Genomic DNA, 18,670 nt, shown 5'->3' with positions numbered 1-18,670 from the left:
TTCGGTGATTTTTTAATTAGTTATTTGCAATCAAATTGACAAATAACCCTATTAACGATTTACGATTCTCTCTTCGAAATTTCATCTCTGATCTTAGCTGCTTTTTCATAATCTTCATGGGAAACTGCTTGGTCGAGCAGTTCATTCAATTCTTGCAGACTGTGTTTAGAATAGGTTTCTCCAGATTGATTGCTCTCTTCTTCAAGACCAAAAGTGTCAGGATTTGAAAGGACATCATCTATTTCCTGAGAATCATTATTGCTTTCCAAAGGATTTGCCTTCAAATAGATTCCTGCTTTATCCAGAATGTTTTTGTAAGTAAAAATTGGAGCGTTAAAACGCAACGCCAAAGCAATGGCATCTGAAGTTCTTGCATCAATGATTTCTTCGATTTTATCTCTTTCGCAAATGATACTAGAATAAAAAACGCCATCTACCAGTTTGTGAATGATGACCTGTTTTACTACAATGTCAAAACGTTCTGCGAAATTTTTGAATAAATCATGGGTTAAAGGACGTGGTGGTTTTATTTCTTTTTCCAAAGCAATGGCGATGGATTGGGCTTCAAAAGCACCGATTACGATAGGCAATTTTCTTTCGCCGTCAACCTCATTCAAGATCAAAGCGTATGCTCCGTTTTGAGTTTGACTGTATGAAATTCCTTTTATGGATAATTTAACTAAGCTCATAATTGTTGTTATGGGAAAGTACGATGTACTTTTTTTGATAAAAAATTAAGCAGCAACTTCAAAAAAGAAATGCTACTTAAAAGCAAAGATACAAAATCTTGTTTTTAAGTAGCATTTAAATTAATGGTATGCTATAATTTATGAATTCTGAGCTTTGAAAGCTTTAAATTTCTCAATCAATTGTGGAACAATTTCAAATGCATCGCCTACAATTCCGTAGTCAGCGACTTTGAAAAATGGTGCTTCGGGATCACTATTGATTACAACTTTTACTTTAGAAGAGTTGATTCCCGCAATGTGTTGTATTGCTCCAGAAATTCCAATCGCAATATAAAGGTTTGTAGCAACCGGTTTTCCAGTTTGTCCTACGTGCTCTCCGTGAGGTCTCCATCCTAAATCAGAAACTGGTTTTGAACAAGCAGTTGCAGCTCCAAGAACGGTTGCCAATTCTTCTACCATTCCCCAGTTTTCAGGACCTTTCAATCCACGACCAGCCGATACTACAATATCAGCGTCAGCTATGGAAACTTTTCCAGAAACTTTTTCAACTGATTCTACTTTTACACCAAAATCATTGTCTCCAATAGTTGGGTTAAAATCTTCTTCAGTTAATGTTGAAGGTGTTTCAAAAATCCCATACGAGTTTTTTGCAAGTCCCAGCACTTTTACGTCTGTTGCGATTTCAGTAATATTGAACGCTTTGTTTGAAAAAGCATTTCTTTTTACTTGAAAAGGTGACGTTGAAACCGGTAATCCAACCACATTTGATGCATAACCAGCTTCTAAAGCTACCGCAACAAGTGAGGAAAGGTAAATACTATCTGTAGTAGATGAAAGTAAAACTAATTTTACGTTTTCTTTTTGAGCCGCTTGTTTGATGACATCAGCGTATGCTTTTGCGGTAAATCCTGATAATTGATCGTTGTTTACTTTTAAAACTTTGTCTACTCCATATTTCGATAATTCAGAAACATCTCCTGCGTTTACAGTCACTGCCGTTACAGTTGTTCCTAAAGATTCTGCTACTTTTTTTGCGTAAGAAGCCAATTCGAATGCTACTTTTTTAAATTTTCCTTCGGCGTATTCCGCGTATATTAATATTGACATGATTTTTTGTTTAAAGTTTAAAGTTTGCTTCGCCTGTTCGAGCAAAGCTCTCGGGTCAGGTTTAAAGTTTTGGAACTGAAAACTGAGACTGAAAACTGATTACTAAATTACTTTCGCTTCGTTGTGTAATAAATTGATTAATTCATCTAAATTGTCAGCAGCAATTAATTTCACGGCTGATTTAGGAGCTGGTTTTTCAAATTTTACTGCTTTTGTATTTACAGTAGCGTCAACTGGCTCCAGAATTGTCAATGCTTTCGTTCTTGCAGTCATAATTCCTCTCATGTTAGGAATACGCAAATCTTTTTCTTCCACTAATCCTTTTTGTCCACCAATGATTAATGGTAAAGTAGTAGCAACAGTTTCTTTTCCTCCGTCAATTTCACGAACAGCTTTTACGTTTGTTCCGTCAACAGTAAGGTTAGTGCAAGAGTTTAGGAAGTTGTATCCTAAAATTCCAGCGATCATTCCAGGAACCATTCCGCCATTATAGTCTAAAGATTCTTTTCCGGCAATGATTACATCGTAACCTCCGTTTTTAATTACTTCAGCAAGTTGTTTGGCAACGAAAAATCCATCAGTAGGAGTTGCGTTCACACGAATAGCTTCGTTCGCGCCTATTGCTAATGCTTTTCTTAAAGTTGGTTCGGTTTCTGGTCCTCCAACATTTACAACAGTAACCGTTGCGCCTTGTTGTTCTTGAAACCAAATAGCACGTGTTAAACCAAATTCATCATTTGGATTGATTACATACTGTACTCCATTGGTGTCAAATTCAGAATCACCGTTGACAAAGTTAATTTTTGAAGTAGTATCAGGAACGTGACTGATGCAAACTAATATTTTCATAAGTATATATTTAATTATTCTTAATTTCTTTTACAAATTTAAAATATTAATTCGAATAATATACTATGCATGCATAATATTTTTTTAATACTATTTCGATTTCGTAGCCCGGATAGCAGCGGCATCCTTCTTGTGGCTCCTTTAGCCACAGGAAGATACAGCGGATAGCCGGAAACAGCTCCTGAAAATTATAGTAGTGAATCTTATATTAATTTAGGGTAATTTATGCTTTTAAGTGATTTAAAATATTTATTTTTGCTTTTCGAAAATTAGACATACAACATATAATATGAGAACGATACAATTTAGAGAGGCCATTTGCGAAGCGATGAGTGAAGAAATGCGTCACGATGAGTCAATATACTTAATGGGTGAAGAAGTTGCAGAATATAACGGTGCCTATAAAGCATCTAAAGGAATGCTTGCTGAATTTGGCGAGAAAAGAGTCATTGATACTCCTATCGCTGAGCTTGGTTTTACTGGTATTGCAGTAGGATCGGCAATGAATGGATGTAGACCGATTGTGGAATATATGACGTTCAATTTCTGTTTAGTTGGGATTGACCAAATCATAAACAATGCTGCCAAAATGCGTCAGATGACCGGAGGACAATTTAATGTACCAATCGTTTTTCGTGGTCCAACAGCTTCGGCAGGACAATTAGGAGCGACACACTCACAAGCATTAGAAAACTGGTTTGCGAATACTCCAGGTCTTAAAGTAGTAGTTCCATCTACGGTTTATGATGCTAAAGGTTTGTTGAAAGCGGCTATTCGTGATAACGATCCTGTGATTTTCATGGAATCAGAACAAATGTATGGCGATAAAGGAGAAGTTCCAGATGGTGAATATGTAATTCCGTTAGGAGTTGCGGATATCAAGCGTGAAGGTACGGATGTAACGATTGTTTCTTTCGGTAAAATTATCAAAGAAGCACATATTGCTGCTGACGAATTAGCCAAAGAAGGAATTTCTTGTGAAATTATCGATTTGAGAACGGTACGTCCTATGGATTATGAGACGATTTTAACATCGGTTAAAAAAACAAACAGATTAGTAGTTCTTGAGGAAGCTTGGCCTTTTGCAAGTGTCGCTTCTGAAATTACCTATATTGTTCAAGAACGCGCTTTTGATTTCTTGGATGCACCTATTCAACGTATCACAACGGCGGATACTCCAGCACCTTACTCTCCAGTTTTATTGAAAGAATGGTTGCCAAATGCTGGTGATGTAGTAAAAGCGGTTAAAAAAGTACTGTATAAAAAATAGATCACTTAGATTATTATATTTTTTTGATTGTAAAATCTTAATCTAAAATTTCTAGTAATCTAAAAGTCTAAACTTAATAACTTCATCAATTATTTAATTTGATGAAGTTTTTTTTTGAATGATTATGAAAAAGAATCTCTTGTTTTTTGTGCTTTTGTTATTGGTCTCAGCAAGTACTGTTTTTGCGCAAACAAAAGTGAGTGGGGTCGTGGTTGATAAACAAAATCAACCCATTCCATTTGCAAATGTGGTTTTCAAAGGTTCCAGCGAAGGAATTGTGACTAATGAAGACGGTAAGTTTTACCTAGAATCTCAAAAAACGCATACTACTTTAGTTATCTCTTCGGTAGGTTTTTCTGAGAAAGAAATTATCTTGGATAAACCGGTAAATTATAATTTCAAAATCCAGCTGAATGAAGCCGAAAGTTTAAATGAAGTAGTGGTTTTTGCCGGAAAAACTTCCAAAAAGAACAATCCGGCACTAGACATCCTAAGAAAAATTTGGGAAAGAAAGCGTAAAAATGGGTTGTATCAGTTTGATCAATACCAGATGGAAAAGTATGAAAAAATAGAATTTGACATGAACTCTATTGATAGTGCTTTTATGAAAAGTAAGCTTTTCAAAGGCATGGAATTTATATTCGATCAAATGGATACTTCCAGAGTAACCGGGAAAACCTATTTGCCTATTTTTATAAATGAATCTCTCAATGATGTTTATGGAGACAACAAATTAAAGAAAGTAAAAGAGAAAATAAAAGCCAATAAAACATCTGGTTTCAATGGGAATCAACAAATTTTATCTTTTGTAAAAGACTTGTATTCAGATTATAATATTTACAATAATTACTTGACTTTTTTTGACAAAAGTTTTACCAGTCCATTGTCTAAAACAGGAATTGATGTTTATAATTATGTCTTGAAAGACAGTGCGTATATTGACAATAAATGGTGTTATAATATTGTTTTTTATCCAAGACGTAAAAACGAATTGACTTTCAAAGGGGATTTCTGGGTGAATGATTCGACATTTGCCATCAAGAAAATTAATATGGCTGTTACCAAAAGCGCCAATATCAACTGGGTAAAAGATATTTACTTAGAGCAGGAATTTGAAGTGGTCAGTGACTCTGTTTTCTTATTGACTAAGGATTATTTAATGTCCGATTTTGCTTTGAACAAAAAAGAAAATTCCAAAGGCGTTTATGGAAAACGAACTAGTTTTTATAGAAACCATCAATTCAATAAAGAATTGCCGGATGCTTTTTATAAAGATGAAGTCAATTATATGGATGATGAAGTCTACAATAAATCCAATGAGTACTGGAATGAAAACCGTTTTGAAAACCTAAGCAAGGATGAATTAGGCGTTTATAAAATGCTGGATACATTGCAAACTGTAAATAAATTTAAACAATTGTACAGCTTAGTTTCCATACTAGGAAGCGGTTATGTAGAATTTAAAAACTTCGATTACGGACCTGTTTTTTCCACATTTGGATACAATGAAGTCGAAGGAGTGCGATTGCGAGTGGGAGGAAGAACCTATTTTGGACCTAATGATCCTTGGCGTATTCAAGCCTACACAGCGTATGGGTTTAATGACGATAAATTTAAATATGGATTTTCAGGAAAATGGATGGTCGATAAAAAAAACCGCATTATTTTGTCCGGAGGAAATAGGCGCGACATTGAACAAATAGGCGCCAGTTTAACCACTACGAACGATGTTTTGGGCAGAAGTTTTGCTTCGTCCTCCGTATTTTCGTCCGGTAGCAACGGGAAATTGACTAATATCAATTTGACCAATATGGCGATAGAAATGGAGCCTGTTAAAAATTTGATTTTCCAAGCTGGTATTTCGTACCGTACGCTGGAGTCCGCATCGCCAACTTTTAGTTTAGATTATTATACGGATATAGCAAACTCTATTACTAAAAGTGATGTCAAACAATCCGAAGCGAACTTTCAGATTGAGTATTCGCCAAAGAGAAAAACGATAGGTTTTGGAGTTGAAAGAAGCAATGTTGACAGTCCGTTCAGTCGTTTCTTTATTAATTACAGTCATGGATTCAAAGGGCTTTTGGATAGTGATTTTAAATATGATAAAGTACAATTGTATTATAAACAACCTATAATTATCGGGCCTTTAGGAAGAACAAATATTATTATGGAAGTGGGGAAAACCTTCGGGAAAGTGCCGTTAGGATTACTGAGCGTTATTCCAGGAAATCAAACCTATTTTACTATAGAAAACACGTTTAGCAACCTTAATTTTTATGAGTTTGTGTCAGACCAATATGCTACTTTGCAGTGGAATCACAATTTCAATGGCCGAATTTTTTCCAGAATACCGTTCATGCGCAAACTCAATTGGAGAGAAATTGTCTCAGTAAAAGGGGTTTATGGAACCATTTCTGATGAAAATAGAGCGATTAATGCTTCTGGTTTAATATACAATGCACCTGAAAAAGGCTATTGGGAATACAGCGCTGGAATTGGGAATATCTTCAAAGTATTCCGCATCGATTTCGCATGGCGAGCCAATTATCTCAATACGCCGGACACGAATCGTTTTACTGTAAAAGGATCGTTCGGGTTTAATTTTTAGGAGCCATTCCAGCTGTACACTATATCTTTTTATAAGGCGAAAAAAATCGCCTTATAAAAAGGATGCCGTTTCCATCTGGGCTAAAAAAAAATATCTGATTATGCAAGAAGCCATAGACTACCTTTTAGAAAAAGATACTATTTTCAAGTCAATTATTGAACAATACGGAATGCCAATAATTCCCAAAAGACCACAAGGTTTTGAGACATTGGTATTGTTGATTTTAGAACAACAAGTTTCGATAGATTCGGCGAAAGCCACTTTCTTAAAAATAAAAGCCAGTCAAAAAGCCATAGCACCCGAAGTTCTTCTTCAAATATCTGACGAGGAATTTAGGAATCTTGGCGTAAGCCGACAAAAAACGTCTTATATCAAAGCTTTGGCGACAGCGCTATTAAATAAAGAGTTAGATTTAGAAAGTTTGCCAACCAAAACGGCTCAGCAAGTACGCGAAGAGCTCATAAAAATCAAAGGAATAGGAAACTGGACCATCGATATTTACTTAATGTTTTGTCTGGAATCCCCGGATTTATTGCCTTTAGGAGATATTGCGGTAATAAATACCATAAAAGAATTACTAGATATTCATGATAAAGACGCCATGGAAATTCATGCTGAACAATGGAGTCCGTATCGTTCTTACGCAACCTATCTTTTATGGCATCATTATTTAAAGAAACGAAATAGGACAGTGGTTTACTAAAGTACTCAATGTTAAAATTTAATCAAGAGATAACATGAATTTTTTATTGTAAAAAGGGATACTTTACTTATTTTTGCAACCATTAAATATAGATAAGAAAAAACTAAAATGACTGCAGACAAATTAACAACTTTCGATGTCTTAATCGAAATACCAAGAGGAAGTAGAAATAAATACGAATATGATTTCGAAATAAAAAGAATGCGTTTTGATAGAATGTTATTCTCTTCGATGATGTACCCGGCTGATTACGGATTTATTCCGGAAACATTAGCATTAGACGGAGATCCATTAGATGTTTTGGTTTTGGTAAACGAACCAACTTTTCCTGGATGTGTAATGGAAGTAAAACCTATCGGTGTTTTCCACATGGCAGATGATAAAGGACCGGATGAAAAAGTGATTTGTGTGCCGGTTTCAGATCCAATCTGGAACTCTCTAAATGATTTGTCTGATATGAATCCACATTTACTAAAAGAAATCGAACATTTCTTTCAAGTATATAAAGATCTTGAAAACAAAACAGTAGATGTTGGTGGTTGGGGCGATGTAAATGAAGCTTATGCCATTATCAAAGAATGTACGAAGCGTTTTAATGATATTGAAAACAAACCAGAAGGATTATTTAGTATTAAATAATTTTACATCATAATTTTTACAAAAAAAGCAATATTCTGTTAAGAGTATTGCTTTTTTGTTTAAATTCGTTTTGTTACACTATTAATATTAACCAAAAACCAAACCAAAATTATGAATACAATAATGATTTATTTGCCAATAGCCATGGCATTTATTGGACTGGCATTTATGTTTACAAAACGTGCATGGGTTTTAAAACAAGATCCGGGTGACGGTAAGATGAAAGAGATTTCGGATTACATCTACGAAGGAGCTTTGGCTTTTTTGAAAGCAGAATATAGGTTATTGACTTTCTTTGTAATTGGAGCGAGTGTGGCTTTAGCAGGAATTTCATTTCTAGTTCCTACAACACATATATTAATAGTAGTTGCTTTTGTTTTTGGTGCTTTTTTCTCGGCTTTAGCGGGGAATATGGGAATGAAAATTGCAACAAAAACAAATGTTAGAACAACGCAGGCCGCTCGGACCAGTTTGCCGCAAGCACTTAAAGTATCTTTTGGTGGTGGAACCGTAATGGGATTAGGAGTTGCGGGTTTGGCCGTTTTAGGATTGACCACTTTCTTTATATTTTTCTTTCACTTTTTTATGAATGGCGTTTGGACTTCAACAGAAGACATGACCATTGTATTGGAAACATTAGCCGGATTTTCTCTTGGAGCAGAATCTATCGCTTTGTTTGCCAGAGTTGGTGGTGGAATTTATACGAAAGCGGCCGATGTTGGTGCTGATTTGGTGGGAAAAATTGAAGCAGGAATTCCCGAAGATGACCCTCGTAATCCAGCTACAATTGCAGATAATGTAGGTGATAATGTGGGAGATGTTGCCGGAATGGGTGCTGATTTGTTTGGTTCTTATGTCGCAACCGTTTTGGCGGCTATGGTTCTGGGGAATTATGTAATCAAAGATATGGGCGGAAATATTCAAGATGCTTTTGGCGGAATTGGACCTATTTTATTACCAATGGCAATAGCCGGTTTTGGAATTTTATTTTCTATTATCGGAACGATGGTTGTAAAAATTACAGATGATAATGCAAAAGAAGCACAAGTACAAAGCGCGTTAAATAGGGGAAACTGGCTTTCTATAGGATTAACCCTTATTGCCTGTTATTTTTTAGTTGATTATATGCTACCAGAAACGATGAAAATGGATTTCTTTGGTGAGGGTACTAAAGAAATTTCATCGATGCGTGTTTTCTATGCTACAATTGTAGGATTAGTGGTTGGAGCCGTTATTTCATCAGTTACAGAATATTACACAGGATTGGGTACAAAACCAGTTATGGCAATTGTACAAAAATCTTCAACTGGAGCAGGAACAAATGTAATTGCAGGTTTAGCTACGGGAATGATTTCTACGTTTCCAACTGTACTTTTATTTGCAGCAGCAATTTGGACTTCGTATGCATTAGCAGGATTTTATGGTGTGGCTTTGGCTGCTTCAGCAATGATGGCAACAACAGCAATGCAATTGGCAATCGATGCTTTCGGGCCAATATCGGATAACGCTGGTGGAATTGCTGAAATGAGCGAATTGCCAAAAGAAGTGCGTACCAGAACTGATATTTTGGATTCAGTTGGGAATACAACTGCAGCAACTGGGAAAGGATTTGCAATTGCTTCGGCGGCATTAACCTCACTGGCTTTATTCGCTGCTTATGTAACGTTTACGGGGATTGACGGAATCAATATTTTCAAAGCGCCTGTTTTAGCCATGTTATTTGTGGGTGGAATGATACCGGTAGTTTTCTCTGCTTTAGCGATGAATTCAGTCGGGAAAGCCGCGATGGATATGGTGTATGAAGTGCGTCGCCAGTTCAGGGAAATTCCAGGAATCATGGAAGGAACCGGAAAACCTGAATATGCAAAATGTGTCGATATTTCTACCAAAGCCGCTTTGCGCGAAATGATGTTACCAGGAATTTTGACTATTGGTTTTCCAATTGCGATTGTTTTACTTGGTAAATTAGTTTATGCGGATAACAACCAATTAATTGCAGAAATGTTAGGAGGTTATATGGCTGGAGTTACCGTTTCTGGAGTGCTTTGGGCTGTTTTTCAAAATAATGCAGGTGGTGCTTGGGACAACGCTAAAAAATCTTTTGAAGCAGGAGTGATGATTAATGGTGAAATGACATTTAAAGGTTCTGATGCGCACAAAGCAGCGGTTACCGGAGATACTGTTGGTGATCCGTTCAAAGATACTTCTGGGCCATCCATGAATATTTTAATTAAATTGACGTGTTTGATAGGTTTAGTAATTGCCCCAATTTTAGGAAACGGAAGTCATACAATTTCTGATAAAGCAGCCTGTTGCGCTACAACTGAAATGTGTACCTCAATGTCTAAAGAAGAGTGTATGGCAAAAGGATGTGACAGTAAAACGTGTAAATTTATGACTGCAGCAGCAATGCCAAATCATATGATGTCTAAAGAAGTTTCTATCGAAAAAATGAATGTTGATGGAAAAGTAAAAGCGACCATTAAAACAAATATTAACGGAAAAGTTACTGTTCAGAATTTCGAAGGAACTGACGAAGAAGTTCAAACTAAGATTGATTCTTTGAAATGATTAAAAGTGTTGTAAATAATAAATGCCTCGCAATTGCGAGGCATTTATGTTTATATGTGTTTTTATATCCAGTTTCTACTCCCTCTCCGAAGGAGAGGGTTGGGGAGAGAATTCTAAAATAACCCGTTCAATTCCGCGTCGATACGGTTAAAAATGTTTCCTAAATCTTCTGGATTGTCCACAAAATTTATTTTGTCAACGTCAATGATTAATAATTTTCCTTTGTCGTAGGTTTGAATCCAACCTTCGTATCTTTCGTTCAGTCGACTCAAATATTCAATAGAAATTGAGTTTTCGTATTCACGACCTCGCTTATGAATTTGCCCTACTAAATTAGGGATTGAACTTCTTAAATAGATCAATAAATCAGGTGCTTTAACTGTGGATTCCATCAATTCAAAAAGTGAAGAGTAATTCTGGAAATCACGATTGGTCATCAAACCCATTGCATATAAATTAGGCGCAAAAATGTGTGCATCCTCATAAATGGTTCTGTCCTGAATGATTTTTTTACCGCTTTCGCGAATTTGCATCACTTGACGAAAACGACTGTTCAAGAAATATATTTGTAAATTAAAAGACCAACGTTCCATTTGATGGTAAAAATCATCTAGGTACGGATTGTCGACAACGTCTTCATAATGCGGTTCCCACTTGAAATGTTTCGCTAGTAATCGTGTCAAAGTTGTCTTTCCAGAGCCTATGTTTCCTGCTATTGCTATGTGCATTACGGTATTATGATTTTATAATTTGTAATTCCTTCAGATGTAAAAATAGATAAAATTTGGTCTTTGTAATAGAATTTTTTAAAGCTTTTTTCTGCAATTTTAATCTCCGTTTTTTGGTCTTTTTCCAAATCCTGAAAAATTAAAATCCCATTTTTAGAATAGATAAACTGGTTTTTATTTATAATTTCAATCGATTCAAAATCAGGGATTTTTCCGTTGTTAGTAATTCTTCCAAAAATATCACAGGCATACCAATTGTTTTTGTTATCAATCCAATGAAATGTATTAAAATCTGAAAAATAATTTTTAATACTTTCCGTAAAAGGAACTGAAATAGTTTTGTAAATAGTGTTCAAATAATCATATAATCCCAGTTGCTGATTCATGCTGTTATAAATCCAAAGCTGATTTTGAGAAGCTATTCCAACTGCTGAAGCAACAATAGGAATCACATTTTCTGAAAAATTGATTTTTTGAGTTTCATTCAATTGATTATCCAGAATGACAACTGTATTGAAGTTTTCGTAAAACAAAACGATTTTAAGTGGGTTTTGTAAGTCTACTTTGGTGATTTTACCTAAAGAAATATTCTTGTATTCTATTGTGTCCAGCGATCCAACTTTAGAAAAGACATTGTTTTTTATGGTGTAATAAAAACCAAAAGGATCATATCCCAGAAATTGATCACCGTCAAAACGTATGGAATCCATTAAAACAGTATTTTGCTTTAGGTTTTGAGAAATCATTATTGAAAATGAACCGATAAATAGCAATAGCATTACTTTTTTCATGAAAGCGAAATTACAATTAAACCTTATACAATTTTGATTGTCTTATTATTATTTTAACAGAATACTTGTAACAAAAATAGTATTTTTCACTCTTATTTATCAAAATCCAATAGTATGTACAAAGTAATTTTCACATTAGTATTAGCAGTCTTATCATTTATGGGACTTCAAGCTCAGGAATTTCAAGGAATGGCGGTGTATGAATCAAGAACCAGCACTTCCGATTTTAAATCTAGAATGGAAGGCAATAAGGATATGACTCCGGACATGCAAAAAATGATCGAAGAAAGAATGAAGAAAATGTTCGAAAAGACATTTATCCTTAATTTTGATAAATCGGCATCAATATATAAAGAAGAAGAAAAACTCGATGCTCCAGGTCAAGGTGGTGGTGGAATGCGAATGATGATGTCTATGACTGGGGGTGGTGGAACGTATTATAAAAATGTAAAAGAGAAATCGTATACCGTTGATAAAGAATTTATGGGCAAAGAGTTTCTGGTAAAAGATTCGTTGCCTAATTTACAATGGAAAATGGAAGGAGAAACCAGAGTTATTGGTGGTTACAATTGTTTCAAAGCAACTGCTGTACGCCCTGCGAGTAAAACAGATTTTAGAAATTTCAGACCTAAAAAAGATGATGCAACAACAAAGCCAGCGGATGCGGCCAAGAAAACCAGTATTCTAGATGAACTGGATATGCCGAAAGAAACGGTAATTACTGCTTGGTATACTCCGGAAATTCCGGTGAGTCAAGGGCCGGAAAACTATTGGGGATTACCGGGTTTAATACTAGAAGTGAATGACGGTAAAACTGTTATTTTATGTTCGAAAGTGGTTCTGAATCCAAAAGTTAAAACCGAAATAAAAGCGTCATCGAAAGGAAAAGTTACATCTCAAAAAGAATTTGACGAAATCGTATTGAAAAAAATGGAAGAGTTTAGAGAGATGAATCAAGGACGAGGTGGAAATGGAGGAATGAGAATGAGAATTGGAGGGTAATTAACGTATAAATAAAAAATTATGAAAAAAATTACAATTGTTTTGTTTTGTTTGTTGGCAGTACTTGCCGCAAGCGCCCAGGAATTTCAGGGTAAAGCGGAGTATTTTTCGAAAACTATTTTGAAAAAGAAAGGAGGAGAGTCAGAAATTAAGTCAGATGAAGATGCTGCATTTAAAGTTATGGTTGAAGAAGCTATGAAAAAGGCAACCGAGAAAAAGTATATCTTAACTTTTAATAAGCAAGAGTCTCTTTACGAGGAAATTGAAGAATTGGAGAAGCCAAAAGTAGGCGATAATGGACTTTCTTTTAGTGTTAAATTTTCAGGTCCTGGAAAAAAATACTTAAACCTTAAGGATAAATCTAAAATTGTAGAAGATGAGATTTTTGGCAAAGAATTTCTAATCGTTGAGCCTCTTGAAAAGCTAAATTGGAAATTAGTAAATGAAACTAAAAAAATTGGGGATTACTCTTGTTATAAAGCTAAAGTTGTTGTCCCGGTTACGGAAAAACAAAAGCAAGCTTACAAAGATTTTCTGAAAAAGCAAGAAAAGAAAAGCAGTCTTTTTCCCATGGAAGAACCTAAAGACAGAGTGATTACTGCATGGTATACTCCTGAAATACCAGTTAGTCTGGGGCCCATTAACTATTGGGGCTTACCAGGATTAATTCTAGAGATTAACGAAGAAAATATGATTATTCTTTGTTCTAAAGTTACATTGAGTAACAAAGAGACAACTAAAATAAAAGTTCCTAATACGGGAAAAATAGTTACTCAAGCGGAATTTGATAAAACTCAAAAGGCAAAAATGGATAGTTTAAAGGATAAGGATGGAAATATAATTTTTACTACAACTAATTAAACATTTACAATATCAATTCATTTCATAAACCAAGTCAATGAAAAACCAATACCTTTTTTTATTTTTCTTTATTACCTCAATTTCCTTTTCTCAATCCGTTAAATTAGAAGGTCTTATAACCAATTCGAAAGCTGCAGGTCTTGAAATGGCCAATGTAATGGCGGTAAATAAAGCTACAAAGGCAATGGATGCCTATGCCATAACAAATGACAAAGGAAAATTTCTTCTTAATCTAAAGCCAAATACAGCGTATAATATCAAAATCAGTTATTTGGGAATGCAGAATAAAGAGTTGGAAATCACTACAACTTCAGAAAATAGCATTAAAAACATTGCGCTTGAAGAAGGGGGAATTGAACTCGACGGAGTTGAAATTGTTCGTGAAATGCCAGTTTCGATAAAAGGAGATACCATTGTTTATAATGCGGATTCTTTTAAATCCGGCACAGAAAGAAAACTAGAAGATATTCTGAAAAAATTACCAGGAGTTGAGGTAAACGCCGACGGTGAAATTGAAGTTGAAGGTAAACGAGTAACTAAATTAATGGTAGAAGGAAAAGACTTTTTTGATGGTGATACGAAGTTAGGAGTCAAAAATATTCCAGCTGATGCCATTGACAAAATCCAAGTGTTGCGCAATTACAACGAAAATTCGATCCTAAAAGGAGTAGAGAACAATCAGGATAATATTGCAATGAATATCAAACTTAAATCAGGAAAGAAAAATTTCTGGTTTGGAGATATGACTGCTGGAATTGGAGTAGCACACGAGGAAAGCCGGTATTTGATAAACCCGAAATTATTTTATTACAGCCCAAAATACAGCATTAATTTAATCACAAATTTTAATAATATTGGCGAATTGCCTTTGACAATTCAGGATTATTTTAAATTCACAGGTGGTTTTCGCGGGATGATGCAAAAAGGTGGTTCCAGTTTTAATGTGTCTTCAAACGATTTAGGAATTTCACTGCTTAGAAATAATCGAGCTAAGGAAATTGAAACTAAATTTGGAGCTACAAATTTCTCCTACAATATGAATAAAGCATGGACTTTAAGTGGTTTTGGAATTCTTTCTTCTTCGCTAACGGATTTAGAAACAAAGTCACAAACAAATATTTTACAGCCTAATTCCTCTGAAATTTTTTCGACAGAGAACCGTCAGGAAACGGCAAACCAAAAAAGTAATCTGGGATTATTCAAATTGAGCTCCAGTTATAAACCCAGTGCGCGGTTTCAATTTGATTATGATATTTTGACTAAATTATCTAAGCAAGACGAGAGCAATTCTTTATTAAGAGAATCTATTGTGGGGAATAACGGAACACTTGAAAATATTAACACGAAAAAAAATCAAGATCCAATTTCAATAAATCAAAACTTGAGTTTATATTTCACGCAAAGCGACAAGAATATTTTCGCTTTTGAAATGCAGCATTTGTACCAAGAGGAAGATCCTTTTTACAATGCAAACCTGAAATTTCAACCTTTTAGTTTGGCCGGATATGTTTCGGGACAAAACAGAAATGACATTAATCAAAGTCGTTTTGTAAAAACCAATAAAATAGATTCTAAATTGGATTATTACTACATGATAACGCCAAAAAGCAATATCAATGTGACGTTAGGAAATACCTATTCACATCAAAATTTCAATTCCGGTATTTTCCAAATTTTGGATAATGAAACAGTTAATAATTTGACTAATAGTGCCAATACAAATGATGTAACTTACAATTTCAACGACACGTTTTTAGGATTGCATTATAAGATTTTGACTGGAAAATTCACGTTTACACCAGGAGTGAGTTTGCATAGTTACAACATGACTAACGAGCAATTAGGAAGCAGTAACAACCAAAATTTCTTCCGAGCATTACCTGATTTCTTAGCGATTTATCAAATCAAGAAAGCAGAAACATTAACCTATAATTTTTCGTATACCAATAATTTTACGGACATCAATCAACTAGCCGAAGGATTTATTTTCTCCAATTACAACAGTTTAAGCAAGGGAAATCGACTTTTAGAAAACGCGATAGCCCAAGTACATTCGTTACGTTACTTTAAATACAACATGTTTAATTTTGAAAATATTACGGCTTTTGCAACCTATTCGAAAAGAGTGGATGCCATAAAAACCCGTGCTGTTTTCAACGGAGTCAATCAAACTTCATCTCCATTTAATTCTGATTTTGCAGATGAAACACTGTCAGGGAATGGTTCTTACGGACGTTCTTTTTTGAAAAATTACAAAGCCTCTTTGGGTGTTTCTCTTAATTGGTCTAAATTCAATAACATCCAGAATAATGTGCTGTCAACAAACGAGAGTTTTACCCAAAACTATACTTTGAAAGCATCCACGAATTATAAAAACATGCCTAATTTAGAGTTGGGATATAATATTGTAACCAACGATTATAATAATGCTACTTTTTACACAGAAAAGCCTTTTGCGAGACTGGATTATTTCTTTTTAAAGAGTTTTTCTTTTGTTGCTGAATATGAGTTTTATCATTATTATAATAACACTAGAACGGTCAATAATGAATATGATTTCTTAACCGCCAGTTTGATTTATCAAAAGAAAGGCAGCAAGTTAGAATATAAAGTAAGCGGAACAAATTTATTGAACACAACCTCATTAAATGACGATAACTTCAGTCAGTTTGCAACCAGAACCTCACAATATACCGTTCAGCCACGGTATGTAATTTTTTCTTTAAAGTATAATTTGTAGGAGCTATTTCTGCTGTACATTTCAATCTTTCCTGAAAAAGATTGTTTTTCTAAATAAATAAAGGAGCTTCCGTTGGTCGCTCTTTTTTATAAGAAAAAATGAATGTTTCTTCAGCAAATGATTTCCATTCCATCAAGGCTAAAAAAAAACCCGCAATCCAATTGAATTGCGGGTTTTAGATATATTTTTTAGATGATTACAATCCAAAAGCAGTTTTAACTTGGTCTACGAAATCTAATTTTTCCCAAGTAAACAATTCAACAGTAACTGTTTTTTCGTTTCCACCTGGAGCAGAAAAAGTTTTAGTAACTGTTTCTGGAGTACGTCCCATGTGCCCGTAAGCAGCAGTTTCACTATAGATTGGATTTCTTAATTTCAAACGTTGCTCGATAAAGTACGGACGCATATCAAAAATAGCTTCTACTTTTTTAGCAATTTCACCATTGGTCAAATTCACTTTTGAAGTACCGTACGTATCGATAAAAATACCCATTGGTTCAGCAACACCAATTGCATACGAAACCTGAACTAAAATCTCGTCAGCAACACCAGCTGCAACTAAGTTTTTAGCAATGTGACGTGTAGCATAAGCCGCACTTCTATCTACTTTACTTGGATCTTTTCCAGAGAATGCACCACCACCGTGAGCACCTTTTCCACCGTAAGTATCCACAATGATTTTTCTTCCTGTCAATCCAGTATCTCCATGTGGTCCACCAATTACGAATTTTCCGGTTGGGTTAATATGGTATTGGATAGCATCATTGAATAAATGGGCATGCGTTGGATTTTTTGCAATAATCCTTGGAATCAAAATTTCAACTATGTCTTTTTTGATTTTTGCAAGCATTGTAGCTTCTTCGTCAAAATCATCATGTTGTGTCGAGATTACAATAGCATCAATACGAGTTGGCTTATTATCATCGCTATATTCTAAAGTTACTTGAGATTTAGCATCAGGACGCAAATACGTAATTTCGTTATTTTCACGTCTTAAAATGGCTAATTCCTGTAATAATTTATGAGATAAATCAAGTGCCAATGGCATATAATTATCTGTTTCATTAGTAGCGTAACCAAACATCATTCCTTGGTCACCAGCGCCTTGCTCTTCAGGATTTTTTCTGTCAACACCCTGATTAATGTCAGCAGATTGTTCGTGAATAGCAGAAAGGATTCCACAAGAATTGGCTTCAAACATGTATTCACTTTTCGTGTAACCAATTTTTCTGATTACTTCACGAGCGATTTGTTGTACATCTAAATAAGTATTTGATTTTACTTCACCAGCCAAAATTACCTGGCCAGTAGTTACTAAAGTTTCGCAAGCTACTTTTGAATCAGCATCAAATGCCAAAAAATTATCAATTAATGCGTCTGAAATTTGATCTGCAATTTTGTCTGGGTGTCCTTCGCTTACAGATTCTGACGTAAATAAATAGGCCATAATAGTTATTATTTTTAAATTAAGCGAGAAAAAATAATTGCTGAAAAGGACTAAAGGAGGGTTCCTGCTTTAGCATTTTTTCTACTGAAAAATTTTCAGTATCCATAATGAATTGATTTCATTATGAAGAGGTTGCAATCAGTTCAAATTTTTCCTCTTGTATTCGGATGCAAATGTATGAAACCATTTTGAATTGCAAATTAATCTTAACTTTTTTTTGCGGATAAATCTTTTTTCAGGTTCTGTTGATAGCCAAGAATAATTCTAATAGGATTTTGATAAATATTTTTGAAACTTATTTGGATATTTAAAAAATAATTTGGAAATTTGATTTTTAAAAAAAGGTAAAAAATGAAATTTAATATTTGTAATATGTTTAAGGTCGCGCAGGACAACTCCTGAGGGTCGTTTATTGCATAATTTTTAAATTAAAATTATATAGCAAAAGCTTCCCAGATAACGGGAAGCTTTTTTTTGAATGCAACAGAAATAATAGTATAGAAATAAAAAATATAAATGAATAACCTAAAATTCCAGTTTACAAATAATTCAACTGTCAATAAGATGATCGCTGCCAAGGCCATTATGTGTATTTACGTCTGTTGATTCCAAAAGTATAAGTTTACAAACAACTTAAAACCCTTTTGGATACGTATCTAAAA

General features: G+C 34.5%; 14 protein-coding genes. 8 read left to right on the top strand and 6 right to left on the bottom strand.

Features of this window, described 5'->3' with window-relative positions; all coding sequences use genetic code 11:
• Nucleotides 1–59: 59 nt before the first annotated feature.
• The 3 genes from BC952_RS00330 to BC952_RS00320 form a co-directional block, all read right to left on the bottom strand.
• Nucleotides 60–689 carry a bifunctional nuclease family protein gene (locus BC952_RS00330; protein ID WP_091173180.1) on the bottom strand — a complete coding sequence of 210 codons (630 nt, stop codon included), beginning with the start codon at nucleotides 687–689 and terminating at the stop codon, nucleotides 60–62.
• A gap of 138 nt (nucleotides 690–827) precedes the next feature.
• A complete protein-coding gene (locus BC952_RS00325) occupies nucleotides 828–1,796 on the bottom strand; it encodes an electron transfer flavoprotein subunit alpha/FixB family protein (protein ID WP_121363745.1) in 969 nt (322 codons plus the stop codon).
• Between the two features lie 102 nt (nucleotides 1,797–1,898).
• The gene (locus BC952_RS00320; protein WP_091173183.1) at nucleotides 1,899–2,645 is read right to left on the bottom strand and encodes an electron transfer flavoprotein subunit beta/FixA family protein; all 747 of its coding nucleotides are present in this window, start codon (nucleotides 2,643–2,645) and stop codon (nucleotides 1,899–1,901) included.
• A gap of 289 nt (nucleotides 2,646–2,934) precedes the next feature.
• Here BC952_RS00320 and BC952_RS00315 point away from each other — a divergent pair, with 289 nt between their 5' ends.
• From BC952_RS00315 to BC952_RS00295, 5 genes are all read left to right on the top strand, one after another.
• On the top strand, nucleotides 2,935–3,915 hold the full coding sequence (locus BC952_RS00315; protein ID WP_091255586.1) for a pyruvate dehydrogenase complex E1 component subunit beta: 981 nt from the start codon (nucleotides 2,935–2,937) through the stop codon (nucleotides 3,913–3,915).
• Between the two features lie 124 nt (nucleotides 3,916–4,039).
• Nucleotides 4,040–6,526, top strand: coding sequence for a DUF5686 and carboxypeptidase-like regulatory domain-containing protein (locus BC952_RS00310; RefSeq protein ID WP_121363744.1), 2,487 nt, complete (start codon nucleotides 4,040–4,042; stop codon nucleotides 6,524–6,526).
• Between the two features lie 100 nt (nucleotides 6,527–6,626).
• Entirely contained in the window at nucleotides 6,627–7,229 is a 603-nt protein-coding gene (locus tag BC952_RS00305; RefSeq protein WP_121363742.1) for a DNA-3-methyladenine glycosylase family protein, read from the top strand.
• A 108-nt stretch (nucleotides 7,230–7,337) separates the two neighbouring features.
• Nucleotides 7,338–7,868, top strand: a complete 531-nt coding sequence (locus BC952_RS00300) for an inorganic diphosphatase (protein ID WP_113637499.1) — start codon at nucleotides 7,338–7,340, stop codon at nucleotides 7,866–7,868.
• A gap of 111 nt (nucleotides 7,869–7,979) precedes the next feature.
• Complete coding sequence (locus tag BC952_RS00295; protein ID WP_121363741.1) at nucleotides 7,980–10,439, top strand: sodium-translocating pyrophosphatase; 2,460 nt, start codon at nucleotides 7,980–7,982, stop codon at nucleotides 10,437–10,439.
• Between the two features lie 113 nt (nucleotides 10,440–10,552).
• On the opposite strand, the gene BC952_RS00290 is transcribed toward BC952_RS00295, so the two are convergent.
• Both BC952_RS00290 and BC952_RS00285 read right to left on the bottom strand, forming a co-directional pair.
• On the bottom strand, nucleotides 10,553–11,167 hold the full coding sequence (locus tag BC952_RS00290) for a deoxynucleoside kinase (RefSeq protein WP_121363739.1): 615 nt from the start codon (nucleotides 11,165–11,167) through the stop codon (nucleotides 10,553–10,555).
• Complete coding sequence (locus tag BC952_RS00285) at nucleotides 11,167–11,958, bottom strand: hypothetical protein (protein ID WP_121363738.1); 792 nt, start codon at nucleotides 11,956–11,958, stop codon at nucleotides 11,167–11,169. The genes BC952_RS00290 and BC952_RS00285 overlap by 1 nt, the downstream gene beginning before the upstream one ends.
• Nucleotides 11,959–12,072: 114 nt before the next feature.
• Between BC952_RS00285 and BC952_RS00280 the strand changes: the two genes are divergently transcribed.
• Genes BC952_RS00280 through BC952_RS00270 form a run of 3 tightly spaced genes read left to right on the top strand, consistent with a single transcriptional unit; the run spans nucleotide 12,073 to nucleotide 16,561 of the window.
• The gene (locus BC952_RS00280; RefSeq protein ID WP_121363737.1) at nucleotides 12,073–12,960 is read left to right on the top strand and encodes a GLPGLI family protein; all 888 of its coding nucleotides are present in this window, start codon (nucleotides 12,073–12,075) and stop codon (nucleotides 12,958–12,960) included.
• Between the two features lie 21 nt (nucleotides 12,961–12,981).
• Nucleotides 12,982–13,821: a GLPGLI family protein gene (locus BC952_RS00275; RefSeq protein ID WP_121363735.1), complete on the top strand. Its 840-nt coding sequence runs from the start codon at nucleotides 12,982–12,984 to the stop codon at nucleotides 13,819–13,821.
• Nucleotides 13,822–13,858: 37 nt separating this feature from the next.
• Nucleotides 13,859–16,561, top strand: a complete 2,703-nt coding sequence (locus BC952_RS00270; RefSeq protein ID WP_121363734.1) for a carboxypeptidase-like regulatory domain-containing protein — start codon at nucleotides 13,859–13,861, stop codon at nucleotides 16,559–16,561.
• A 196-nt stretch (nucleotides 16,562–16,757) separates the two neighbouring features.
• On the opposite strand, the gene metK is transcribed toward BC952_RS00270, so the two are convergent.
• Complete coding sequence (gene metK, locus BC952_RS00265; protein ID WP_121363732.1) at nucleotides 16,758–18,008, bottom strand: methionine adenosyltransferase; 1,251 nt, start codon at nucleotides 18,006–18,008, stop codon at nucleotides 16,758–16,760.
• Between the last annotated feature and the right edge of the window lie 662 nt (nucleotides 18,009–18,670).

Origin of the sequence: Flavobacterium limicola, from assembly GCF_003634755.1 — a bacterium.
GTDB lineage: Bacteria > Bacteroidota > Bacteroidia > Flavobacteriales > Flavobacteriaceae > Flavobacterium > Flavobacterium limicola.
This window is presented reverse-complemented; position numbering and strand designations above follow the sequence as displayed.